Genomic DNA, 21,565 nt, shown 5'->3' with positions numbered 1-21,565 from the left:
CATGACAAAGCTCTATTCCAAGCAAAAACTCCGGATACTGCGTAATCAGATCCCCATCTCCCGGCTCATCTCTGATTTTCTGCGCATCCCCTGCAAAGTATCAGACGGGTATTTTCGCTTTCTATGCCCCCTGTGCTCTGAGTTTCAAACCGCCACCAACCCCAAAACCAACCTGGCCCGGTGCTTCCGGTGCCAGAAAAACTTCAATCCCATCGACATGGTCATGGCCGTCAAATGCTGCAACTTCCGTGAGGCTGTTGAAATGATCGACGGCTTACAAGACTGCTAAAATACTCACGTCTTCCCTCACAAGCTCCCACCAACTTGTGGGGGAGGACATCTTCATCTAAACTGGGACTCTCAGAGTCAAATATTGTGAGACTTAGCAACTACATCGCGCAAACAACCGAAGGATTCGTCTCACCGCTTCGGCTCATTTACTCTCTGCGAAGACTGAGCATGAGAGAAGTGGAAAAATCCGACCCCTATCTCGCCAGAAGTATTATGGTATACATGCGGGACTGCGCCTACAACACATCCGAGTTTGACGAAAAAACATTCAATTCACAGCCGGGCGCCATTACCTACTCCCTTCAGTTGCCGACTACTGGACTTACCGTGTACTTCAATCAGTCCTACCCGAAAGGCATTGGTGTTACTTGCGAAGATGCCAGAACCTCCATAAACGACGACATCATAAAATACCTGGAAGCTCCGGCACCCATTTCCGGAGGCAACCCCTATAACCTGACCCGCGCCGAGTTGGTGGTCAACAGCGCCATGGGACAGAACCCGTCCAATGTCTCCGGTATGCTGGAGCCCTGGAGAATCGATGATTACGATCAAGCTTTCCAGAGCATTTTTGCCTGGGTGGGCGCCAATAGCGAACAATTCATGGCAGATACTCTGTGGGGCAATATGGCGACCAATGCCCTTCGTTGCGGCAACGCCGGCTCCAACTACGATTTCTACGCCTGCAACATCCAGCTCACTCAGGCGCTCGAACAGGCCAAACAGGACGCCTCCGGCGAGGCGACCATGTTTCAGAAAATCATGGTTCCCACCATGAACATCTTCATGTTCATGTTCTTTGCTTTTGCCCCTATCATGGCCATGGTCATGGCGGTAACCGGTTTTCACGGCATCAAGGTTGCCACGAGCTATCTCCTGTTTGGCATTTGGACCCAAACATGGCTCCCGGTTGCAGCCATCATCAACTTTTTCATCCAGGTCCAGGTTCGAAGTGACGTTCATTCTATTATTTCCGGTGGCAGCTACAACCTGACAACCTTGCCCAACATATATGACATCCTCTCGACCAAGCTTATGGTCGCAAGCAATTTATTGGCTTCGGTGCCGGTCGTGACACTTGCGCTTCTCTCCGGCAGTATTTTTGCGATGACACACGTAGCGAGAGATGCTTCCGCACGTGGCGGAAAGTATCTCGACGAAACAATCGGCGCACCCTCCCACCTGAAGGTAAATCCTCATACCACCCTTGGCGGTGGGCACGTTGAGACACAGGGCATCGGATACACAGGGCTCGCATCCCGAAGCGGACTCGGTACGAGTCTTTCCCAAGGGGCGACCGGTGCCGCCATGCGGGTTAATTACTCCGTTGCTGCCTCAAGCGCCTCCAATGCGCTTCATTCACTTGCTCAGGAGAAAAGTGCTAATCTGGCTGCATCTGCTACACAAACTGCTTCAGACATTTTGGGCCAGGTCAATTCGGTCAGGACCGATCAGGGCGTGTCCTCAGAAGAAAGCAGAGCTTTGCAGCACATAACGGACACTGTTCAACGCCACATGTCGGATGCCGGATTTAAAGGCCAGGTTAGCGAAACTGATGCTCTACAGATTGCCTCCGCAGCGCAGGTGGGAGTCGGAGGAGGCCTCGGTGCCTTGGTTAAGGGGATTGTAGGGGCGAAAGCTGATTTAACTGATGCAGAACGGGCCTCGTTTGCTCGCGCCCTCGACAAGGTTCTTTCCACGAGTGACTCCAACTCTCTCGTGAAAGGTATAGGTGATTCTCAATCCGACAGTTCCAAAGTTGCATCCAGTTGGAACCGGCTGGTTAGCAGCAATTCGTCTGCCGCCAGGAACTGGCAAAAAGCTTTGAGTGATTCTAAGTCTCTTTCTGATATCAAAAAAGAATCTGACAGCCTGAGCCAAAGATCCGACTACGTCCAGAAAAGTGGCGTGTCCCTTAACCTTGATCCGCTTAAATGGGCCAATGTGATCCATAACAGAGAAGGCGGTATCATCCAACTCAACGATCATATGGACGATATTGACCGAATCATGACTCGAAACTTGAGCCCTGAAGGTGTTGCGGCATACAATCAGCTTGTCCACCAGAGGAAAGATTTCCTCCAACGTGCGGGAGCTCACAGCACACCTGCCGGGTTTGCGGCCCGCACCGATGCCGCGCTGCTGTTGCCGCAACACCTCGCCGGCAGAGATCGCGCACAAGCGATGATAGCCGGCGAGAAGGCAATTAGCGAGGTCTTTGGTTTCGGCCAGTCTATGACGGCAGCACAAAATGCCGCTTCTCAGATTGGCGCCGCAGGAATGATGACTGGCGAGGTGCGTAGCGGTCTGGGCAACATGACGAAGGAATTGGGTGGAGTGAGGCAGGACATCAACCGCACAGGCATCGAGCTTGACAGCACCGTCACAGGCAACCTGGTCAATGCCGACACCGATAATCAACCCGTCTTCAACGATAGGAAGGATCAACTCGATGCGCGTTTCAGCGCGAACAGCACCCAGAACGAAGCCGGTTTCGATCGCAATGATGACCTGGGGAGGAGTTATGAAGAAGCGCGTCAGAACACTCAGGGCGTGCTCGATAAGAACCCATTTCACCAGCATCTGGGTCAAGCCCACGAAAATCTAGTCAATACGAATATTGCGTGGGAGGCCACAAAAGATGCCACCAAAGAATTGTGGGTAGACACACCCTGGATAGGAGGAGGAGGGATGTTGGGAGCAGGAGGACAAGAACTTGCGGGGGAAGCGGTTGAGACAATTGGTACAGGCATACGGACCCTTGGAAAAGTGGCAAAGATCAACCCAGTAGAAGAGGCAGGCAGAGCGCTCCAAAGCAAAGGTGCCTCCATTTCCGACGAAGGCGTCAGAATCGGTAATCGAGTTGTGGATGGTTTACGTAGTAAATACAGCACTATTGCCAACCGGGATTACGGACTGCAGGGCGCCGAGCAAGAGTATTTTGTACACAAGATGTTATCACAAACTCACACAGCATCGAATGTCGCCGAGAAAATGAACACCTTTTTTGGGCTCGTGGACAATCCCATAACTTTTGGTCTTCCTAGGGAAAGGCAAGAAGCAATCAATCAGATGGTTAGTAATGAAATATTCCGCGCAAACAATCCCATAAACCACAGGATGGAAGGCCCTACCACTCAGTCTAGCAGTGTTGTCTCAACACTGCTTAATCAAGCAGCTGATAAACACGGGGTACCACGTGCTTTAGTGCACGCAGTGGCTAACACTGAATCACACCTCGATCCAGCGGCAACATCCCCTAAAGGTGCACAAGGAGTAATGCAACTCATGCCCGACACGGCAAAAGGGCTCAAGGTCGATCCCTCTGACCTGGCCCAAAACATTGATGGCGGTGTTCGATACCTGAAACAGCAACTAGCACAATTTGATGGAGATATTCCGAAAGCAGTTGCTGCCTACAACGCAGGTCCTGATGCTGTACGCAAGTATGGTGGTGTTCCGCCTTATAAGGAAACACAGGATTATGTTGCCAAGATCCAAGCAAAGCTTGCCGAGTTAAGGGAGCAGACCCAAGGTGCTCAGGGTCATATGATGCCGACGGAGGAAAGTAACTCTCCTCAGTCCGGACAAGGCATCATTCACCCACAACCCACCCAGAAGAATGAACCGGGTAGGGTCGAATCACGGGCAGCAGCAAAAACGGACAGCGCCGTTCATACTCCACAGAGAAATCAAAACACCGGAATCCAAAACGATCATCAGATCCCCACACAGACTGTCACGCATCCTAGTGAGCCTGCACAGCCGGCGGCGATGGCCCATACTACTGGTCGGACGGCTAAAGCCAGGAAGAGCGGCAAACCGGATGTAAAACTTCCTGTGCAATCAAGTGAACCTTCAGGGGAAATTCAAGGTTTCTCTGTAAGGCATCCCATACCCTCCGTTTCTGGAGTTGGGTTTGCCGTAAGCGGTGCAAAGGACGCAATCACTTCGCCACAAGGCGATGAATTCGCCCAGGACAAAAGCATTTTTGTGACTCAGCATGCTGGGCAGCTCGAGACAGCCTCGGCCACGGACATGAAAACGGACCAAATGGGTCAATCAAGTTCGGAAATCATGACAGCCGCCATGGCCGCACCGTTCAATGTGACCAACGACCGCGAAAGATCTTTCGATGCAAATACCATTGCAGATGAGCATGGTTATCAACAAGACGATGAACAAACATCCGGTCGAGATAGCAGTATTCCTGTCGAAAATATGTTCACTCAAAATCGGGTTAATCCACATCCTCACTTTGCCGATGCTGAGCCTGCCAATACCAAGGTTGGTGAGACGGCGAATCAAGGGGAGGCATCTCCAGACCAGTCTTTCGTGGACAAGGTGGCCGATCAAGAACAATTTCGGGACACCCCACAGCTCAGTGAGACGGAAGCGCGGGTACAAGCGGAAATCGATGAGATGCTCTCGGTTCCGATGGACGCGACTGCGGTAATGGAAGGACAGGAAGTGGAACCAGCCAGCCCAGAACCAACGCCCTCCCAAAATCAGTACAGCCAGGTCACCGATACCACAGGTTGCCGGGGAACGGAGGGATATCCCCATCAAATGCTTTCAGGCAGCACTCCCGTGATGGCTGATACGCCGGATTTTTATTCTCCTGCCGACACGCCTGGCGAGGTCCTAGGCGATGGTGTGAATGCTGATAAGAGCGAAGTACCGTCCACAAACCACACTGCGAACGATACCACAATGGGTTTTCCAACCAAGAAGTTACATACTGTCCGCGAATAGGATGCTTTTCCCGTGAAGGAATTGCTAAACTCAGCAATACTCTGCAAGTCTCGAAGCTAACGTTTTGAAAAATGCTGCCTTTCAATCAAAAGATCTGATTGCAGCTGATTTTTTTGATTGCGATGGGGCCGAATGCCATAGGATAATATATTAAATTCTAAAATTAAACCTCGTAGGCCTCGGGGTGCCACGTGTCCGGACCGCAGAAAAGAGGGAGATCGATGGAGGGTAGAGTAAAATGGTTTTCCAAGGACAGGGGCTACGGTTTCATTACCGACGAGGATGACAAGGACCATCATTTTGCTGTTCGTGATGTTGTCGGGGATACCCTCCCATCAACCGGCGATACCGTCTCTTTTGGGCCAAAGGAAGCCCTCAGAGGACCAAGAGCCACGCGGGTTTCTATTGTGGAACGAAAATCCGAATCCAACAACAATGGAAGAGCTCTATGTCAGAACTGCGGCAAGGCGATAATCCCGCGCATCATAACACACAAGGGCATACCGGAACGCTCCATATGTCCCTTTTGCGGGTGCACCCATAAGGACTTCCAAGAGGAGTCTTCCATGGGACCCATAGGGCTCATGTTCCTTCTTCTCTTGTTTGCTGGCTTCGCCAGTTCAGCACCCAAGCTCTTCGGGTTTATTTTTGGCCTCTACCTTATATGGAAGATTTGCATGTACATCTACCGATGTTCCTCATCTGCCAAGCACAGTGATGCGCAAATAGTGTTTCCGTCCAAGAAATAATGGTACCCAAGCCGAGAAACAGCCTTTTGGACTTAGGGCACCACCTGCCCGAACTGCAGATAAGGACGGAGATTTTTGGAAGGCAAGGTCAAATAGTTTTCCAATAACAAGGGTTATAGCCGCATCACGGATGAAGGCGACGAGGATTATTACTTCGTCGTCCGTGATCTTCTCGGCGATTCCCTCCCCACCAGAGGCGATGCCGTATTGTTTGAGACCAAGGAAGCCGTTAAAGCAAAAAGAGCCACGCGGGTTTCTATTCTAGAAAGAGAATCCAAATCCAGCAACAACGGAAGAGCCCTATACCAGAATTGCGACAAGGCGATGATCCCGCACATCATAACGTATAAGGGTGTGCCTGAACTTTATGTATGTCCCTTTTGCGGGTGTGTGCACAGGGAGTTCGTGGGGGGCTTTCCCATAGTGGAACTCATAAAAGCCATATGCGTCGCTCTCCTGGTTGTGCTGGTGCTCTCCTTCCTTGCGATCTTCGAAATTCTTAGCAGCGTTGGAGTCCTTTTTGGGGTGCTCGCCTTTGTGGTATGGTGCATCTATAAATCTGTGCGGGGTTTTTTCCCCTCCTCTCAATGAAAGCACGGCCAAACTTCTCAAGACCTGTCAGATGCAACCCTTAACTCCATAGGTGATACAAGATCGTTCGCTTCCGTCACAAGGAGTTGGAGCAGCTGTTCACTAGGGGACACACAAGTGGGGTATCCGCACAGCATGTGCGAAACCCTCAGCAGATTCTCGCCTTTCTGAACGCCAGCCAGGAACCCGCTGATATGAATTTGCCAGGGTTTCGGCTTCATCCCTTGAAGGGCGAGCGCAAAGGACAATGGGCGGTGTCCGTAACGGGTAATCTGCGGATCATGTTTGAGTTCGATGGGGCAAACACCACAAACGTTGATCTGGTTGATTACCACTGACCGCTGGAAAGGAAGGAACCCATGAAGATGCACAATCCACCGCACCCCGGCGAAATTATCCGCGATCAGTGCCTTGAGCCGCTTGGTCTAACGCTCACAGCTGCGGCCAAGGGGCTTGGCGTGACGCGCAAGGCGCTGTCCGAGTTGGTGAACGGGTATAGCGGAGTATCGCCGGAAATGGTGATCCGCCTTTCCAAGGCATTCGGGGGGAGCCCTGAGACCTGGCTGCGCCTGCAAATGCAATATGATCTCTGGCAAGTCGAGCGCCGTGCCGACAGCATTAAGGTGACGCGTTTCCCGGAACATGCATCGGAAATTCGCTCGACTTCCACCTCCCATTGAAACGGCCGCGATTTTCGGAAAAACCTGCCTTTTGAAGACTTCTTTTCAATCCCCCTTGAATGCATCTTTTCGCTTCCTTGTCTACAATCCTTCTCCACCAAAGACGAAAACCTTAAAAGGGATTGAAGAAGTTGCTGAGAACCATCAGATTTTTACAATATCGCTCCAACGAAAACAGACTTGTATTCAATTCGAACAAGAGATCCAAACAATTACTGACAATCAAAAACCTCCTGTCCACTCTTGTGTCAGGACTGGCGAGTGTTCTGATCATTGTGAAAGCGCTGGCCGAATATATTACCGGCTCCCATCTGTGTGAAAGCAGCGGCTGTGTCATTGCACAGAGTATTACGCGGATTCCTCATACCTTAGACTTATTGGGTTTCGTATTCTTCCAAAGTGTTTTTTGGCTGTCGATTCTAGGCCGCAAAACACCATTTGCCAGGTCTCTTCTCTACCCGATCCTACAGTGTGCTTTGGTTGCCGAGGGGATACTTTTTGCGGTTCAGATCACGATTCTCGGTCAGTTTTGCTACTATTGCCTTTCTATCGGCTTGATCGTGATCATCCTGAGCTTGCTCACTTTCAATTTCCTCAAGATTTTGCAGGGCAGTATCCTCTTTTGTGTTCCCCTGGTGACGCTGTCTCTCCTTTCGCTTCCAACACTCCACCCCGGGCTCTCCGCCGGCACATATGCAGTCCTTGGCACTAGCAACCCAAAGCTTCGTGCCACGCTGATTTATTCCCAGTCATGCCTGCATTGCAGTGGCATCATAAAACAAATCGGGGATTGCTCTAATGCTGAAATCCGCTTCAATCCAGTAAGTCCTGTATCTGCAACGAACCTTCCACCAAAAGCCAACAGAACAGAAAACTATGCCCCCCGGGCCACGCTTGACTTCATGAACGCCACCGGGCTGCACTCAGTCCCCGTGCTCGTTGTCGAGAGTCCCGAAGGTCTCCAGATCATTAATGGAGAATCCAACGTTTCAAAATACCTGGCCGATATCTGCGAGAGCACGGGAAGTATCGCACTACAGTCCAGTATCGACACAATGTTTAACGAAGGAGCAGATCATTGACACGATCTCATGAGAATCAATTGACCAAGCCCCTAGATCAGAACCAAACCTTTCGAAGTTTGCAGAAACGATCAACTGCCACTCTGTTCCGGTTCCACAGCTTAGGGGAATTACTCCTGACCGTTCGGAAGCGGCAGAACAATTCATGCGACCAGCTTCACATCCAAGAAGAAGAGAAGGACATCAAACCATGCTGAACCCCTTTCTTGCCGACCTTGATAAGTTCATCCCCGATATCGCAGAGAGCCCTCTACTGAGTCTCGGCTTTGAGGTCATAACGTCTATGCCTGGCGTACTGCCACAGTCCGCTATCTCGTTCGGACGGTTTTGGTTCCTGAAGGGTATTCATCCCGAGTACCCTGAATGGAAACGACGCGGCTTCCGCGTCTGGATGGCGGATGATCGGCTCTTCGTTTCCGACATCTATCTTCCTTGCACGATCCTGGTCCGAGAGAAGTTAGGGAAGCCCCGATGTCTCAATGGATGAGCAGCAGAAGGAATTCACTGGTCAAGGTTGGACAGGGCGTGCGGTTGGAAGATATTTATTCCACCCACCCGAAGATCTACACGCTGCGAATGTCGCATTCGGAAAGACTTCGTCACTGGATGTCCTTTGGCACAACCGGGTGTGGTAAAACACGCCTGATCGAGCATCTCATAGAGCAAGATATACGAAGCGGCAAAAACCTGTGCATGATCGATCCTAAGGGCGATCAGGAGTTGCTGGCAAAAATCATCAAAACAGCCAGGCAAACGAACCGGATGGACGAACTGATTTTCATTTCGCCCGTCTATCCGGACATCTCAACCAAGCTGAACCCCTTTGCGCATTACTACCGCCCGGAGGAGATTGTGCAGCATGTTATTGCATCCATCCCTGCCGGGAAAGAGCCTTTCTTCGCAGAAGTTGCAAAAGAAGTAACTCTGACCGCTGTTTTTAGTTTCTATTATCTCAGCCAGTTTGAAACGACTCGTAGGCATCTCACTATTTCGGATCTTCGTAAAAAGGTAAGCCGCTCTGAACTGGAGGATACTACAAAACAGCTTTCATACCATCGGGACGATCCAAAGATTGCCGAGATACATTCGACAATTTCGCAAATCATTCAATCCCCCCTGGATTATTTCAGCAAAATCACCTCAACGCTGCGAACGACACTTACGCAGCTTTCAGTCGGCTCCATAGGGGAAATTGTCGGCAACTCCAGTGAAAATGAGTTCATTGACCGCCTTGAACATGGGAGGAGAGTTATCATCGTCATTCAGACTGGTGCGCTTATGTTTCGGGATCCCGCGTTTATTCTTGCAAGAATGATCACATCGATGATTCAGTCTCTGGTGGGGCGGTTCTATGCATCCCAGAGAGTTTTTGACCCGCCTCTCATGCTCTACATTGATGAGGCGTCAAATGTGTTCTACAACGGCATCGAGGATCTATTTAACAAAAGCCGCGGCGCCGGAGTCGCGATTCACGCGCTTACGCAGTCTGTTTCGGACATTTCATCACGTCTTGGTGAAGATCGGGCTCGGGTTATCCTCGACAACTGCAACACCAAGCTGTTTTTCAAAGTCAACGATCCGGCAACCTCAGCATATGTCTCCGCTCTCATGGGACAAAGGAGCATTTACTCTCCAACCTTCACCTCGGAGGGCGACATCCGCTATACCGCCAGCGACCAGGCTGTGCTCGACGAAGCATCCGCGATCAAACTAAAACCAAGGCAATTTTTCTTTTTTACTCAACATAATGCTTACAGAGGCCGAACCGTCGATGTCCAAGCCACTGATTTGCGTGTCCAGTGGCCTGGAACAACCACAAGGGGCAATCATGAGGACAATTCCAAATAGGCAATGCTTGTTCCGCGCAGGTCTATGCGCGACTTCTCTCACGCGAAATTGGTCGACCTGCCCCCGGAGACAAATGCTCAGCCGCGTTTTGTTCGCAGGGTTCGTTCTTCTCGCTGCCTGCGGATGTAGGTTCGATCCGATCGAATGGCTGAAGGGCAACAGAGAAATCTCAAATCTTGTGCAGCGTGCTCGGGCACTCGATCCCGACGCCATGTTCAAACTGCAAGAACGTGCGGATTCCCTTGGCGACCCGATTGCCCAAGTTGCGCTTGGCGCGTTCTACGACAATGGCTTGGGCGGCCTTCCCAGGGACTCGGACAAGGCCTTGGCCTATTTCGAAAAGGCGCAGAAGAATGGATTTTCCCTTGCAGCTTACAATCTCGGCCTCATGCACTACTACGGGCGGGGAGAGGCGATCAATCCGAGCAGGGATAAAGCGACTGCTCTTTTCCAGGAGGCCGCAAGTGCCAGATCTCCAATCGATCTGGCGATGGTGAAGCTCGGCGAGATTTACGAGTCCATGCAGAACTACGAAGTTGCTGCAATCTGGTATCAAAAGGCGGCTGAAACAAGCAAGGACGCCCTTGCGTGTTATCGACTGGGCTATTACTACTATGCAGGGATGGGAGTTCCTCGGGACGAAAGCCGGGCGATCTCCTGGCTGAGCCGGGCTGCGGAACAGTGGCACTCCGACGCCCAGTATCTGCTTGGAATAATATACTCAGACGGGCAGAGTTTCAGCCACGACCTGACAACCGCTGCCAAGTGGCTTCTCATCTCAGGTCACAACAACGCTCTCTACAACACCCGCGCCGGCGCGTTTGCCGCAACTGTCACGAAACTGCAACAGAGCAGCGCCCGGAAGATGGCTACACTCTGGATCGAGGCACATCGGAATCCGCCGCCTACAAAGGACTATGAACACACGCTTTGGGAGCTGCCGTCTCGGGACCCGAAAAGCTGATGTCCTCCCATTAGCGACTTGTCTAATTTAAGTGCAATTGCCCGCACCGCAGAAAGGAGGGACCTTGATCAACAACATCTGTTTCTTGGCGGGAATCGGTGGCGCCATTTGTGCCCTTTTGCTCCTCATCCGCTCCCCCGACTTATCGTATAATTTCCTCCTCAGCTACTGGCGTTGGTTGGCGTCCATTTTCACCCTAATGCTTGCCGGATGGCTACAAGTAGGACATTTCAAGACCTCTTGGGCGTTGGTGCTGACAACCGCAGCGGCCGCCCTGGTGGTCGGCCCTTGACGTACTCCCCGCCTAAAAGACCAAACCTTGAAAAAGGCGCTTCACCCCATGGATGAATTAGGGGGGGCGCGCCCGAGTATTTTGATGAAGAAAAAAGCCAAACCAGAAACTCCTCTCAACCCCCTCAGTCAGGCGTCGAACAGCTTAGTCGAGGTTCTCTCAGATCTCGACGGCTTCACCCTGATAGGAAAGGATCGTCGGGTAGCGGCCGTAGGCGGTCAGCTCAACACGCGAAAGGCCATGAGCTACTTTCGTGTGGGGCTGCGGACGGGAATTGCGGAAGTTGCCCTTCTCCCCCTGCTGGCTCCCCTTTCGCTCGGAATATGGGGGGGATATGTTCCGCTTTGTGGCCATTTTGCGGATTCACTGCCGGTGAAATTATATGGCCTTGTGCTTGCGTGCTGGATGCCTCTTCTTATGACAGGACTTATGTGCATCCAGATTACCAAGGGAACCGGCGCCTTGTGGTCGCGTGGATTCCGCAGACTCCTCGAGGGTCGAACGCTGAGTCTTTTTTTGGGGACCACCGTGATTTTTTTCGTGCTCCGGTTCTGCAAGAACTTGATCCAACCATTGCATATTTACAATCTTTTGAGCCCCCTTCTCGATGGCGCCGGCTGGGGAGATATTCTTCTTACCTGCTTGCGTCGTATCCATGAGCACCTGAGCTATTCGGCTGCTCTGGTGGTCCAAATGCTATTCCTCTCTGCTATTTTGCCGTGGGCTTACTTTGCGATAAAAAGCTTTGCCGACAAGCGTTACCAAGCGAGGTTGATGGAGATTTTAGATTGAATCGTAGATCCAGGAGTATCCTTACTACAAGGGCCTGATGACGAAACCGGCAGAGATCAAACTACGACTCTAACGCATCCATTCTTAACAAAGATTATATCGACTGGTCGATCGCAGCCGGGATTGTGCCTAAAGACATTTATTACCGATACGGCCACATATGCCCTGCTGGAAAGCCGGAAAGCACTTTAAAGCAACCACAGCGATGGCTACTAGTCCGAAAATCCAATGGACAGACTGCACGAAGATCAATGCGGACTGCAAAAACTGCTTTGCCGAGCGCATGGCCAAGCGCTTACAGGCAACGAGCAATCAAAACTATATCGATGGCTTCAATCTAGCCATGCACGAACGGCTAATTGAGCTTCCTCTGCGCTGGAAAAAACCAAGGTCGGTCTTTGTCAGTTCCATGAGCGACATGTTTCACGAGGAACTCCCCTCCGATTTCATCCGCAGAGTCTTCGATGTCATGGGGCGAGTTCCGCAGCATTGGTTCCAAGTCCTGACCAAGCGCTCACAAAGGCTTTTGGAATTGAACGTCGCACTTCCCTGACCGGATAATGTCTGGATGGACGTAACCGTTGAAAGCGCCCGCTATACCTATCGCATCGACTACCTAAGACGGACCGGAGCCGGCTGAAATTTCTCTCCATCGAATCTCTCCTTGGCCCCGCTTCTAAATTTGGATCTATCTAAAATCGACCGGGGCATAGCTGGCGGTGAATCGGGTCCTCGAGCAAGGCCCATGTCCCCCGCCTGGCTGATCGACATTCCCGGCCAGTGCCTCGATGACGGCATTCCGTTTTTCTTCAAACAATGGGGCGACATCAACAACAAAAAGGCAGGCAGGCTGCTGGACGGCCGAACCTGGGATCAGCTTCCAAGTTTGGCTGAATGGTCACAGACTGCAGCTAAATCTTCGCCAAGGTTCTCTTGATCCAATCCACTATGGGACCCATGGGCGATTTCTTTACTCCATACGCGATATTGGCCTTTTTCCAAGCTGATCTGCAACAACCAAAACTCAACTTCGAGAGCATTTTCAGCCAAGCGGTTCAACAAGTCGTGCATTCTCGCCAACTGTGTATCTCCAGGCATTGACCAGCCCTTGAGTGAACCCTTCAATTCGCTGAGAAAATTTTCTTCTATTTTATTTGCCAAAAAATCAAAAGGAACTCCCCTGAATTCACTTACCGATGTTCCATCCATGATCGACTGAAAGCCTTCCAAGTCCAGGATATGTCTCGCACTCATTTTATAGTATGGTTCTTTGCAGGGATTGTTCTTTCCGCAATCAATATTTTTTTGTCTGATCTCGGCATATTGCGAATGGTCAAATGAGTTGGTTTCGTAGTGTTCCTTCATAACCTCACCTCTCTAATGGGTGCTCGCATATCTGCACCCGAGGACGACCTTCACAAGAATCTGTTGCCACAGCATTCTTAAACAGATGCCTGTCTTTAGGCAGAGCATTAATCCCTGGCTGATAGTTCCGAGTGAGCCATTCAATAAAGTCCGTCATGAGCTGTTTATCATGTCGACATTTACAACCATGCCGACTGCAGATAAACCCTGCACAGCCATCAGGGTTGGGCATGGCCACTTCCACAAAGTAACAAACGAAGAGGTTTCTTCTGAATGGAAAAAGGAATGATGATTATCCATGGAACGCTACAATCTTACCCAGCCTGGGATCTTCTCGTGAGCTTCTTCCGTTTCTCTATTCAGTTGTCGATAATTTGGCTCCAGTCGTCTGACTAGATTCCAAAATTGCATAGAATGGCCGTGATGCACCGTGTGACAGAGCTCATGAATCAGCACATACCGGACTGCAGGTGCCGGAAGGAAAAGCAGGGCGGCATTTAAACTGAGCGTGCCCCTGGTAGAGTAACTTCCCCATCGACTTTTCTGTGTCTTTATCTGAACCCTGGTTGCGCGAAGTCCGCTTTCATCACTGAGTTTTTCCAGCCACGGAAGCAGTATTCGCTTGTCCTGATCGCGCAGCCATTGCTTCAACAAACGGTAACAATTCGCATGATCTGACGTATCGCCTGCGAGCTGAATACCGCGGCTGTCCGAATCCGAGGTTAACCTCAGACGGATGTGCGGATATTCAAAATATCGTACTTGCCAGGTCTCCCCATTCGCTTCAAAGGCTATGTTTTTCGGAAGGATATCTTCGGGGCAGCCGAGCGATCCATTCAATGCCTGCTCTTCCAAATGTCGCTCGATCCAGTTGCGGTTGTCCTCAAGGATTTTGTTAATTCTGCTCCTGTCAAAGTTCTTTGGCACCGTCAGCACCAAGCCGTAGTCCGGCAAAATACGCAGCAGGACTCGCTTCGCCCAAGAACACGAAATGGAGGAGGACTCATAGTCAAGCTTCATCTCAGTAGCCGTCGTATTTACGCATGATGAGCAATAGAAACTCCAAAAGCGCAAAAATCGGAGAACCCCCTTCTACGATTCTCCCTGCAGAAATTTGAACATCCGCTTTCGCTACGACCTGGATTCAAGCCGAACACTGCGTGCACTGCCTGATTCCTTGCTCATCGCAGTATCCCACCCAGATGTTGGCCACCTCATCCTGGTTCCCAACGATAATGCAGATCAAATAATCCAAGTTTAGTCGCGATTTCCTGAATGCTCTTTTGATCTCCAGCTTATCTTTCCAGGACGGCTGCGGATTTTTCTGCGGGTGGGTATGCCATTCTCCCATGTAGATCTGCTCGCCATCGCTTTGAATAAAGGCCTGATTGATGATCCCTTGTGCCCTCCCTTTGTGTCTGTGAAAAAACAGAAACCCCCTCTTATCCAAGGTGCTGTCAGGGGTTGTCACTTGATCTATAGAAACTACATTCTCAAAAATCCGACCCAGCAAAATCCCACCTGATTCAAATTTAGAATGGGTGTCCTGGCGAAATCTGTGGAATGTCTTGAGCACCTGGTCGGAAAGCCTCAATATTCCTCCACTCGGCAGGTCACACTCCAGCATGGTTCGAAGCTCTCATCTGCACCTCGTGCAGTCTTCCCGTTTATCGAGAAGGAATTTGTGGAGAGAAAATGAAGGCTTCCCTGCATAGATCCGACTCCTCTGAGTTTTAATCTCGCCGATCAGATCCAAATCTCCCAACCAGGTGTATCTGGTGCTTTTGTCAAGTTCCTCACTGAGAAATGCTAAAGCTAATCTTGCTGCGATAGATGCGGCCTGTTCCGAATCAAGGGCGGAATATGGGCTAAATGTGGTCTGACATCCCACTTCACGCATAGTGGATTCTTTTGCTCCAAAATCTGCCGCTGAGAAGTCGAACTTCAATGTCTCCGGATCTAGACAGCATTCAAAACAGCCACCAATGCTGGAGAATATCAGTACCGCGTGGCTTGCAATTCCATAGGGTTCAATCCATGAATACAGCACCTGAGGGAACTGCGAGTCTCTCAGCTGAAGGTCGTTCAGCCTTCTTTCCATCGCCGTATTGCCAGTAGCAGAGATCAACAGGTCAGCGCCAACGACAGGGTCGGGATGATCCATCAGAACCTCATGGATTTGCTTGCTAAAACAAGCAATCTTCACTTGAGGGAAATGTGCTTGAATTCTCTTGCTGACCGTTGCCACCTTCTCTAGTCCCACTTCGCTCATGCCGCAAAGATGTCTTGCAACATTTTCTGGTCTAAGTAGATCATCATCAACCAGAATCATTTCCTCAACACCAGCTCTTGCAAGAATGAAAGCTATCTGGCTGCCCAGTGAGCCAAGCCCAACAAGACAGACCTTTTTATCTCTTAGCGAGGCGTTGGAGCCACCAATTCTCCCTTGCAAACGCTTCGAGTCAATCCTTTGAATGTTCAGCTTTCGTATTTTTTGAGAACCCATGCGCTCCTCAAGAATCCTGGGGTTGACCTTTCCGGGGCGAAACCCTTTAACCACAATCTTCTTGTCTGGAGCTGTGTGTTCCCAACCCACCAATACGAATGAGTCAGCCACCTGGCCAGCGCATATGATCGTGCCTTCGTGATCTTTACTGCTCAGGAATTCTGCAAGTGCGTTCTCGAGAGCAGGGTTCATCTCTCTCAATAACTCCAGGATATCCCTGTGGGTTTTAGGAAACGGGGGCAGCGGCATCGACGGTAACGGTAGAAAAAGGCAAGGTTTAAAGATTCTAATGGCAGCAGAACCATTGAGGTTTCTGACATAAGACGCGATCTGTTTTTTGTTGTTGCCCAAAATCCATCGTATCTTATGAAGGTCGTTTGTAAGCTCCGCCAACTGCAACTCGCATATTTTTTCAGGCGGCTCCAAAATGGAATAAATTAGTGAGCTACCGGAATCACTCCGCCAGTAGGCTAAAAACTCCTCTTCATAATCTCCTTCGTTTCGGCCACTTAATCCTTCTGAGATCACAGTCCGCGCTTTTTCGATCGTTTCACTCACAAGCTTGCCCGCATTCTCCGAAAAGAACTCTATAACTTCAGTATCAAACGTGCAGACATTGCGGTCGCTATCGACGTGTGGGATTGGAAAGTGTTGGAAAGTATTCGTTAGATAAACCTTGGGCAATTCATCTGGAAAGGATCGGGGAATCGCCACTATGATCTCCACACGCTCCTTCCCGCACATTAAGTGTCCTTTCCATGCCAAACAGAATTTGCCTTTCGGCAGTTGGGTTCGGGCCACTTCTTTGAAATTAAGTTCTTCGAAGAACGCAGCAACTTCCTTTCTTGCTGCGAAAATGACGGAGTTTATGGACAATTACGCGCTCCTTACGGTTGTGCCAACAATGGCGGGCTTTTCAAACTTCTTGGCTTTGGATCCTTCATCGGGATCTTCGAGCACGGGGAAACGCTCACCAAGGACTTTTTGCCACTTTTGAGCAGCCTTTGGAGCGCTTTTTTTCTCTATTGCTTCGTCCCCAGTAGCAACAAGTTTTTCAAGCTCATTAATGAAATGATCAAACTGCCGGTCCGATAGATAATCCCTCATGTTTTCTGTCGGATGGTAGGGCTTCCATATAGCGTCGCTAAGGCGGAGCCGTGCAAGGATCGACCTTGCTGTTTCAGTAAAAGATATGTCATCCCTGGGATCGGACAAATACTGTTCGCAAGCCAGAATCGTCAAAGTGAGCCCGCTCGGCAGCTTTGTCGGATTTTTTGTGCTTCGATAATCTCGCCAGCCCTTGAAATACTTGACCAGTCTCCTCAGTTGCTCCGACTTTTGCTTTATCTGATCCTGAAACCAGCGGGTCATGGCCTTGGGGTCACTCTCAAACCATCCGGAGGTCTTCTTCGCAAGGAAATAATTTTCGTTCTCGTCACCGCGTTCCTCGATCTTATAAGCGGGAAGATCTACCTGATACCCAGCCTTGAAGATCGCTCTCACACACGGTTCTTTATCTACTGGAGGCGTTTGAGTATGGTTTTCAACCGCTTCTAAAATCCAGGTGTGAATTGTTCTGGTTGAGGGCTCTTCTTTGAAGTCACTTAGATCCATGTATACCCCATCATCGATGTCATAATCACAGTTCAGCGGGCTGATCATGGTCCTATGTGCGTAGGATCCCTGCCGGTAGAATCGTGTGTCTTTGATGCCCTTTTCCTTGAGGTACGCGCGGATCTTTTCGCGAAGCGCGTCGCGCGACGTTCTAAGCTGATCCTCTTTCTGACTGCTCAACGAAATCTTGGACAAATAGCAGTCTTCCCCGCTCTTAAAATTATTGCTGCAATCGGCCATTCTTCAACTACTCCTCTGTAAAAAGTTGTATCATTCGTCGCTTCACGCCCTCGCAATCTGCCCGATGACGTCCCATTATCTCCAGGTCATTAAGATTCTTAGTTTTGGCACAGTCCATTCTGGCAAGACACAAGTGCGTTTGGCTCGTGATGGGCTCTTCCACTCTGATGTAGTTGGAGGAAAGATTAAGACTGCGAAAAAGTAGCTCAACTTGGTGATCTATCGATGCCGCCTGGGCTTCCAGCGTGAGATTTATGACTTTCTCTCTCCAAAGAGATGCTCCTCTGCTTAGAATTGAATTTGAGCTAAAGGTGGTCTTGCTCTTTATGTTCCCAACGGATAGCAGGCGGATATCCTGCAATGGCATCTTCATGTATGCTACAGCCTCCACCAGCGCAACCATGCTTGGATTGTTGGCCCACAGCCCTCCGTCGACAAACAAATTTTGCGCCGCGGAATTTGGAATTCCGACCTTCGCTAATGGGAAGTAAACCGGCGCAGCCGAGGTGGCCAAGGCTACCTGCCAGAGGTAGTATTCCAAATCACGGCAAAGGTTTGGATCATGTTGAGTTTTGAACACCATGGGGTTGCCGGTAATGGCGTTAATAGAAGGAATACAAAGTGCAACACGTTTCGTGTGTGCATCCAGGTCCTTTAGTTTCAAGTCCTTGAAAACATCTTTGAAAGCTCGATCGAGGCTTACATTGTTGTATTTTGAGAAAAGCAGACTTCTGAGCGTATAGAGAAAGGTGAGCTTCGTCGGGAATATCTTGGGCCCCCACTCCCTATAAAATGTTACTACATCGCGGGCAGGGAGACGCGCAGCTAGAGCGAGCGCAAGTATTCCACCAGTTGATGTTCCTGCAATCAGATCGAAGCAGTCGGCAATACTTTTCCCGAACCTCTCTTCCAAACCTGCCAGAAAGGCCGCGCTATATATACCTTTAATTCCTCCTCCATCTATGGAGAGTATCTTCATAACCCTTCCGACTCCAAGAAAATCTGTGGTTGCCAGCCTAATTCAGAAGTTGAGGCTACCTTGCTAACCGTATTGTGAATATTTCGGGCCGCTCCAACCCGCTGTCCCTATTACCACCCGGGATATTTGTTCCGCCACTCGCTGGTGTTCTTGAATCTCAAGAATAGATCGTTTGCCATTTCTTTAATGATCACTGAGAGTTCCAGCTCCTGTTTCCATTCGGCAGGGATTGACCCGGCTCCCAATGTTGCCCCCAGGATGTTTCCCGTGATGGCGCCAGTGCTATCACTGTCCCCGCTGTGATTGACTGCTAATAAGACGCCGCGCGGGACATCTCGATCACCGACGAGAGAACAGTAAAGAGAGATGGCAAGGGCTTCTTCCGCAATCCATCCTGCCCCAAGTCGCTCTATTACTTCCGGCGAAGGTTCTGAATCGTTTGAAAGTTGCAAGGCAAGTTCTATTGATTGCAAGCATTCTTCATGGCCTCTCTTGGCCTTTAACAAGGGAATGGTCTCTGTAATCGAAGTTTCAATCGATTGTCCTGAAATGATGAAGAAGATGATAGAAGCAAGACATCCGGCGGCTAAGTAACCCGTCGGATGTCCATGAGTTATGGCGGCAATTTCGCAACCTTGATCGAACACAGTTTGAGGATCATCCCACATTAAGCCTACAGGTGCTATGCGCATAACGCCGCCACATCCTTTACTGTCGTTGGCAGGTTTTTCGATGGTTCCCATTTCCGGGCCTTGTAATGCTGACAAACAGCTATTTCCAGGAGCTCGTCTCGAATACAATTCTGGTATTTGGGCAAGCCATCCATCCTTGTTGCCCTCAAAGCCGCCTTTCGGATGTTCTCCCTGAGTGTTCAGCCAGCGCACATAGGCATGGTACACTACTGAAGGTGGATGGCAGATGCCTTTATGATAATCTCTACAGTAGGCTCTGAGCAGTCCTTCAGCGGTGAACAGGGTCATTTGTGTATCATCGGTTATGGCGCCTTTCCTGCCGTACGCTTCGGAATAGGTTTTAATCCCATCTTTTCCAAATCGAGATCTTATCTCAGACAGGCTCATGAACTCAATCGGTGCGCCCAAAGCATCACCCACCGCTCCACCCAGCAGACAGCCCACAAAGAGATCCTGGACCACTCCGTTCTCCCTTTTACCAACTGTCAGCGGACTCACATTGTATGCAGGCCAAGGGTTTCCGGCATTGAATGCATCGTTATCAATACCGTAGACTACGCCGGGTTTAAGCTTTCGGATGATCGGCCATTTTTCTCTCGCTGCGCGATGGGATTGTTTCGGCATTCTAAAAGACCTACACAAAATACCTGTACTGGTTTCAATTCCGAAAACATCACAGATCCCTTTCTTAGACCTGCTGTAAGTGCAACTAACGCATGAGATGTGACCGCCGTTTGACATAATTTGCTCCTTCAAGCAGAAGTGGCCGCCGAATAAGTTCGTTGAGTGACTATTGGAGGAATGCTCGCTTCTTCTTAGCTTTCTTTCACTTTGGTTCTTCTTTGTTGATCCCTTCCATCAAATCAAACATGCGTTTGCATTTTTTGCGGTTGTCCATATCGCTTTTCATTATTTCTGCGAGGATTTTCAGTTCATCATTGGCGCGGTTTTCGATGGGCTCCAGCTGACTTAATGCGACGATTTTTTCATGGCAAACATCCATGGCATTTAGGAGTTCTTGTTTGCCGGTTCTCAGGCCGCGGAGGAAATAGATATCGGTAAAGACTTTTCTCGGAAATTCCGCAATGGAGTTCAACAGCAAAGCGGCTTGAGACCAGGGAGAATTATATCTCGACTCACCGCGCAGGCTGAACCCTACCGGCGTAAATGTCAGTTCAGGTACGAACTGGCCGGCGGCAGCGTTTCTTAGACGCTCGACCAAGCCTTTCACAATCTGGTCGATAACAGCCTGATCAAGTTTACGGTCAGGGAAGAAGTCCTGGTACATCTGGTTGGCGTCTTTAACAATCATTTGGATGCGTGCATTAACAAATGCTTCGGCATCGCCTTTCATCTCTTTTTTCAACAAATCCCGCCCTTCCGCGTCGATGCGATCCATTTCTTTGGCCAAGAGCGGCTTGACTGCATGAGGTATCCATCGGACCCCTTCAGCTAGGGGAAAGCTCAGCCTTGCAAGCAGTTGAGCCGTCGCCTTGCGTTTGTTCTCGATACTTCGCAAAGTCTTTTCATCGATTACGGAGATGCGGTACTTGACCTCCCGGGATACGGCACCCTGTCGCCTGAGACTTTCAACCCCAAACCATTCAGTTTTGATTGGCATGTCCAAGGGACGCATGCGACTGAATTTGTTGACTGTCACCATACTGCCTTGCTCCAGGAGGGCATCTATGCGGCCAGCAAGCGTATCAGGCGGCTTTAAGCCGACATTTTTCTCAAGGGCAGCCACCGATTTTCCATCTGAGTCAAGAACCGTAACCTCTCCGCTTTTGGAATCGACGATGATCGTCGATCCTTGATGGTCATCGAAAGTTTTAGATTCATTGACTGATTCTTGATATTGGGACCACATTGCGTCTGCTTCAGGGCTTCCTTGGGCCGGCACAAGCTCTGGAATATCCAAACACTCCCCTGCCAGCGGGGCACCGTGTTTAGCCCAGAGCCAGTTGAACCAGTGGTACCAGTTGGAAAACAATACTGAATTGCAGCGAAAAACAAAATTCACCTGGGATGGCTCCGGGCTGGTCATGCCGAGATTGGGTGACGGTCCAATCATGAAGATTCCCTCCGGACAGGAAGAACTGGCACAGCAGAGCACATTTGATTT

General features: G+C 50.1%; 18 protein-coding genes and 1 pseudogene. 11 read left to right on the top strand and 8 right to left on the bottom strand.

The window, feature by feature from the left end; all coding sequences use genetic code 11:
• Window position 1: 1 nt before the first annotated feature.
• The 11 genes and pseudogenes from K1V27_RS22055 to K1V27_RS22010 all read left to right on the top strand — a co-directional run bounded on the left by K1V27_RS22055 (window position 2) and on the right by K1V27_RS22010 (window position 12,981).
• Window positions 2–289 (top strand): CHC2 zinc finger domain-containing protein, encoded by a 288-nt coding sequence (locus K1V27_RS22055; protein WP_258927472.1) that lies wholly within the window; start codon window positions 2–4, stop codon window positions 287–289.
• Window positions 290–375: 86 nt separating this feature from the next.
• Window positions 376–5,046, top strand: a complete 4,671-nt coding sequence (locus tag K1V27_RS22050; RefSeq protein ID WP_492226232.1) for a conjugal transfer protein TraG N-terminal domain-containing protein — start codon at window positions 376–378, stop codon at window positions 5,044–5,046.
• Between the two features lie 221 nt (window positions 5,047–5,267).
• On the top strand, window positions 5,268–5,795 hold the full coding sequence (locus K1V27_RS22045; RefSeq protein ID WP_258932439.1) for a cold-shock protein: 528 nt from the start codon (window positions 5,268–5,270) through the stop codon (window positions 5,793–5,795).
• 653 nt (window positions 5,796–6,448) lie between these two features.
• Window positions 6,449–6,724 (top strand): type II toxin-antitoxin system RelE/ParE family toxin, encoded by a 276-nt coding sequence (locus tag K1V27_RS23095; RefSeq protein ID WP_353740646.1) that lies wholly within the window; start codon window positions 6,449–6,451, stop codon window positions 6,722–6,724.
• 21 nt (window positions 6,725–6,745) lie between these two features.
• Window positions 6,746–7,066 carry a HigA family addiction module antitoxin gene (locus K1V27_RS22040; protein ID WP_258932438.1) on the top strand — a complete coding sequence of 107 codons (321 nt, stop codon included), beginning with the start codon at window positions 6,746–6,748 and terminating at the stop codon, window positions 7,064–7,066.
• A 122-nt stretch (window positions 7,067–7,188) separates the two neighbouring features.
• A complete protein-coding gene (locus K1V27_RS22035) occupies window positions 7,189–8,148 on the top strand; it encodes a hypothetical protein (protein WP_258932437.1) in 960 nt (319 codons plus the stop codon).
• 471 nt (window positions 8,149–8,619) lie between these two features.
• The gene (locus K1V27_RS22030; RefSeq protein WP_258932436.1) at window positions 8,620–9,996 is read left to right on the top strand and encodes a type IV secretory system conjugative DNA transfer family protein; all 1,377 of its coding nucleotides are present in this window, start codon (window positions 8,620–8,622) and stop codon (window positions 9,994–9,996) included.
• Between the two features lie 73 nt (window positions 9,997–10,069).
• Window positions 10,070–10,960: a tetratricopeptide repeat protein gene (locus tag K1V27_RS22025; protein WP_258932434.1), complete on the top strand. Its 891-nt coding sequence runs from the start codon at window positions 10,070–10,072 to the stop codon at window positions 10,958–10,960.
• Window positions 10,961–11,024: 64 nt separating this feature from the next.
• Window positions 11,025–11,252, top strand: a complete 228-nt coding sequence (locus K1V27_RS22020) for a hypothetical protein (protein ID WP_258932433.1) — start codon at window positions 11,025–11,027, stop codon at window positions 11,250–11,252.
• Window positions 11,253–11,300: 48 nt separating this feature from the next.
• Window positions 11,301–12,044: a hypothetical protein gene (locus tag K1V27_RS22015; protein WP_258932432.1), complete on the top strand. Its 744-nt coding sequence runs from the start codon at window positions 11,301–11,303 to the stop codon at window positions 12,042–12,044.
• 160 nt (window positions 12,045–12,204) lie between these two features.
• Window positions 12,205–12,981, top strand: a pseudogene (locus K1V27_RS22010) (DUF5131 family protein).
• On the opposite strand, the gene K1V27_RS22005 reads toward K1V27_RS22010, so the two are convergent.
• The 8 genes from K1V27_RS22005 to K1V27_RS21970 form a co-directional block, all read right to left on the bottom strand.
• Window positions 12,918–13,409 carry a hypothetical protein gene (locus tag K1V27_RS22005; RefSeq protein ID WP_258932431.1) on the bottom strand — a complete coding sequence of 164 codons (492 nt, stop codon included), beginning with the start codon at window positions 13,407–13,409 and terminating at the stop codon, window positions 12,918–12,920. The pseudogene K1V27_RS22010 and the gene K1V27_RS22005 overlap by 64 nt on opposite strands.
• A 306-nt stretch (window positions 13,410–13,715) precedes the next feature.
• A complete protein-coding gene (locus tag K1V27_RS22000) occupies window positions 13,716–14,429 on the bottom strand; it encodes a M48 family metallopeptidase (protein ID WP_258932429.1) in 714 nt (237 codons plus the stop codon).
• 124 nt (window positions 14,430–14,553) lie between these two features.
• Window positions 14,554–15,036 (bottom strand): Mov34/MPN/PAD-1 family protein, encoded by a 483-nt coding sequence (locus K1V27_RS21995; protein WP_258932427.1) that lies wholly within the window; start codon window positions 15,034–15,036, stop codon window positions 14,554–14,556.
• Between the two features lie 12 nt (window positions 15,037–15,048).
• Window positions 15,049–16,791: a ThiF family adenylyltransferase gene (locus tag K1V27_RS21990; RefSeq protein ID WP_258932425.1), complete on the bottom strand. Its 1,743-nt coding sequence runs from the start codon at window positions 16,789–16,791 to the stop codon at window positions 15,049–15,051.
• The gene (locus K1V27_RS21985) at window positions 16,792–17,769 is read right to left on the bottom strand and encodes a CBASS cGAMP synthase (RefSeq protein ID WP_258932423.1); all 978 of its coding nucleotides are present in this window, start codon (window positions 17,767–17,769) and stop codon (window positions 16,792–16,794) included.
• Between the two features lie 7 nt (window positions 17,770–17,776).
• A complete protein-coding gene (locus K1V27_RS21980; RefSeq protein ID WP_258932422.1) occupies window positions 17,777–18,748 on the bottom strand; it encodes a CBASS cGAMP-activated phospholipase in 972 nt (323 codons plus the stop codon).
• A gap of 110 nt (window positions 18,749–18,858) precedes the next feature.
• A complete protein-coding gene (locus tag K1V27_RS21975) occupies window positions 18,859–20,181 on the bottom strand; it encodes an ADP-ribosylglycohydrolase family protein (protein WP_258932421.1) in 1,323 nt (440 codons plus the stop codon).
• A gap of 85 nt (window positions 20,182–20,266) precedes the next feature.
• Window positions 20,267–21,565, bottom strand: a 1,299-nt coding sequence (locus K1V27_RS21970) for a hypothetical protein (RefSeq protein ID WP_258932420.1), incomplete at its 5' end; no start/stop codon positions are given.

The sequence above is a fragment of the Desulfoferrobacter suflitae genome, from assembly GCF_022603395.1.
GTDB lineage: Bacteria > Desulfobacterota > Syntrophobacteria > Syntrophobacterales > Syntrophobacteraceae > Desulfoferrobacter > Desulfoferrobacter suflitae.
Note: the sequence above shows the minus strand (reverse complement) of the source record. Positions and strands in the feature narration are given on the sequence as shown.

Coding starts and splice junctions, on each gene's coding strand:
- K1V27_RS22040 (WP_258932438.1), top strand. CDS start 6,746: ATGAAGATGCACAATCCACCGCACCCCGGCGAAATTATCCGCGATCAG.
- K1V27_RS21980 (WP_258932422.1), bottom strand. CDS start 18,748: ATGAAGATACTCTCCATAGATGGAGGAGGAATTAAAGGTATATATAGC.
- K1V27_RS22015 (WP_258932432.1), top strand. CDS start 11,301: ATGGATGAATTAGGGGGGGCGCGCCCGAGTATTTTGATGAAGAAAAAA.
- K1V27_RS21995 (WP_258932427.1), bottom strand. CDS start 15,036: ATGCTGGAGTGTGACCTGCCGAGTGGAGGAATATTGAGGCTTTCCGAC.
- K1V27_RS22055 (WP_258927472.1), top strand. CDS start 2: ATGACAAAGCTCTATTCCAAGCAAAAACTCCGGATACTGCGTAATCAG.
- K1V27_RS22000 (WP_258932429.1), bottom strand. CDS start 14,429: ATGAAGCTTGACTATGAGTCCTCCTCCATTTCGTGTTCTTGGGCGAAG.
- K1V27_RS22025 (WP_258932434.1), top strand. CDS start 10,070: ATGCTCAGCCGCGTTTTGTTCGCAGGGTTCGTTCTTCTCGCTGCCTGC.
- K1V27_RS21975 (WP_258932421.1), bottom strand. CDS start 20,181: ATGTCAAACGGCGGTCACATCTCATGCGTTAGTTGCACTTACAGCAGG.
- K1V27_RS22045 (WP_258932439.1), top strand. CDS start 5,268: ATGGAGGGTAGAGTAAAATGGTTTTCCAAGGACAGGGGCTACGGTTTC.
- K1V27_RS21985 (WP_258932423.1), bottom strand. CDS start 17,769: ATGGCCGATTGCAGCAATAATTTTAAGAGCGGGGAAGACTGCTATTTG.
- K1V27_RS22030 (WP_258932436.1), top strand. CDS start 8,620: ATGTCTCAATGGATGAGCAGCAGAAGGAATTCACTGGTCAAGGTTGGA.
- K1V27_RS22005 (WP_258932431.1), bottom strand. CDS start 13,409: ATGAAGGAACACTACGAAACCAACTCATTTGACCATTCGCAATATGCC.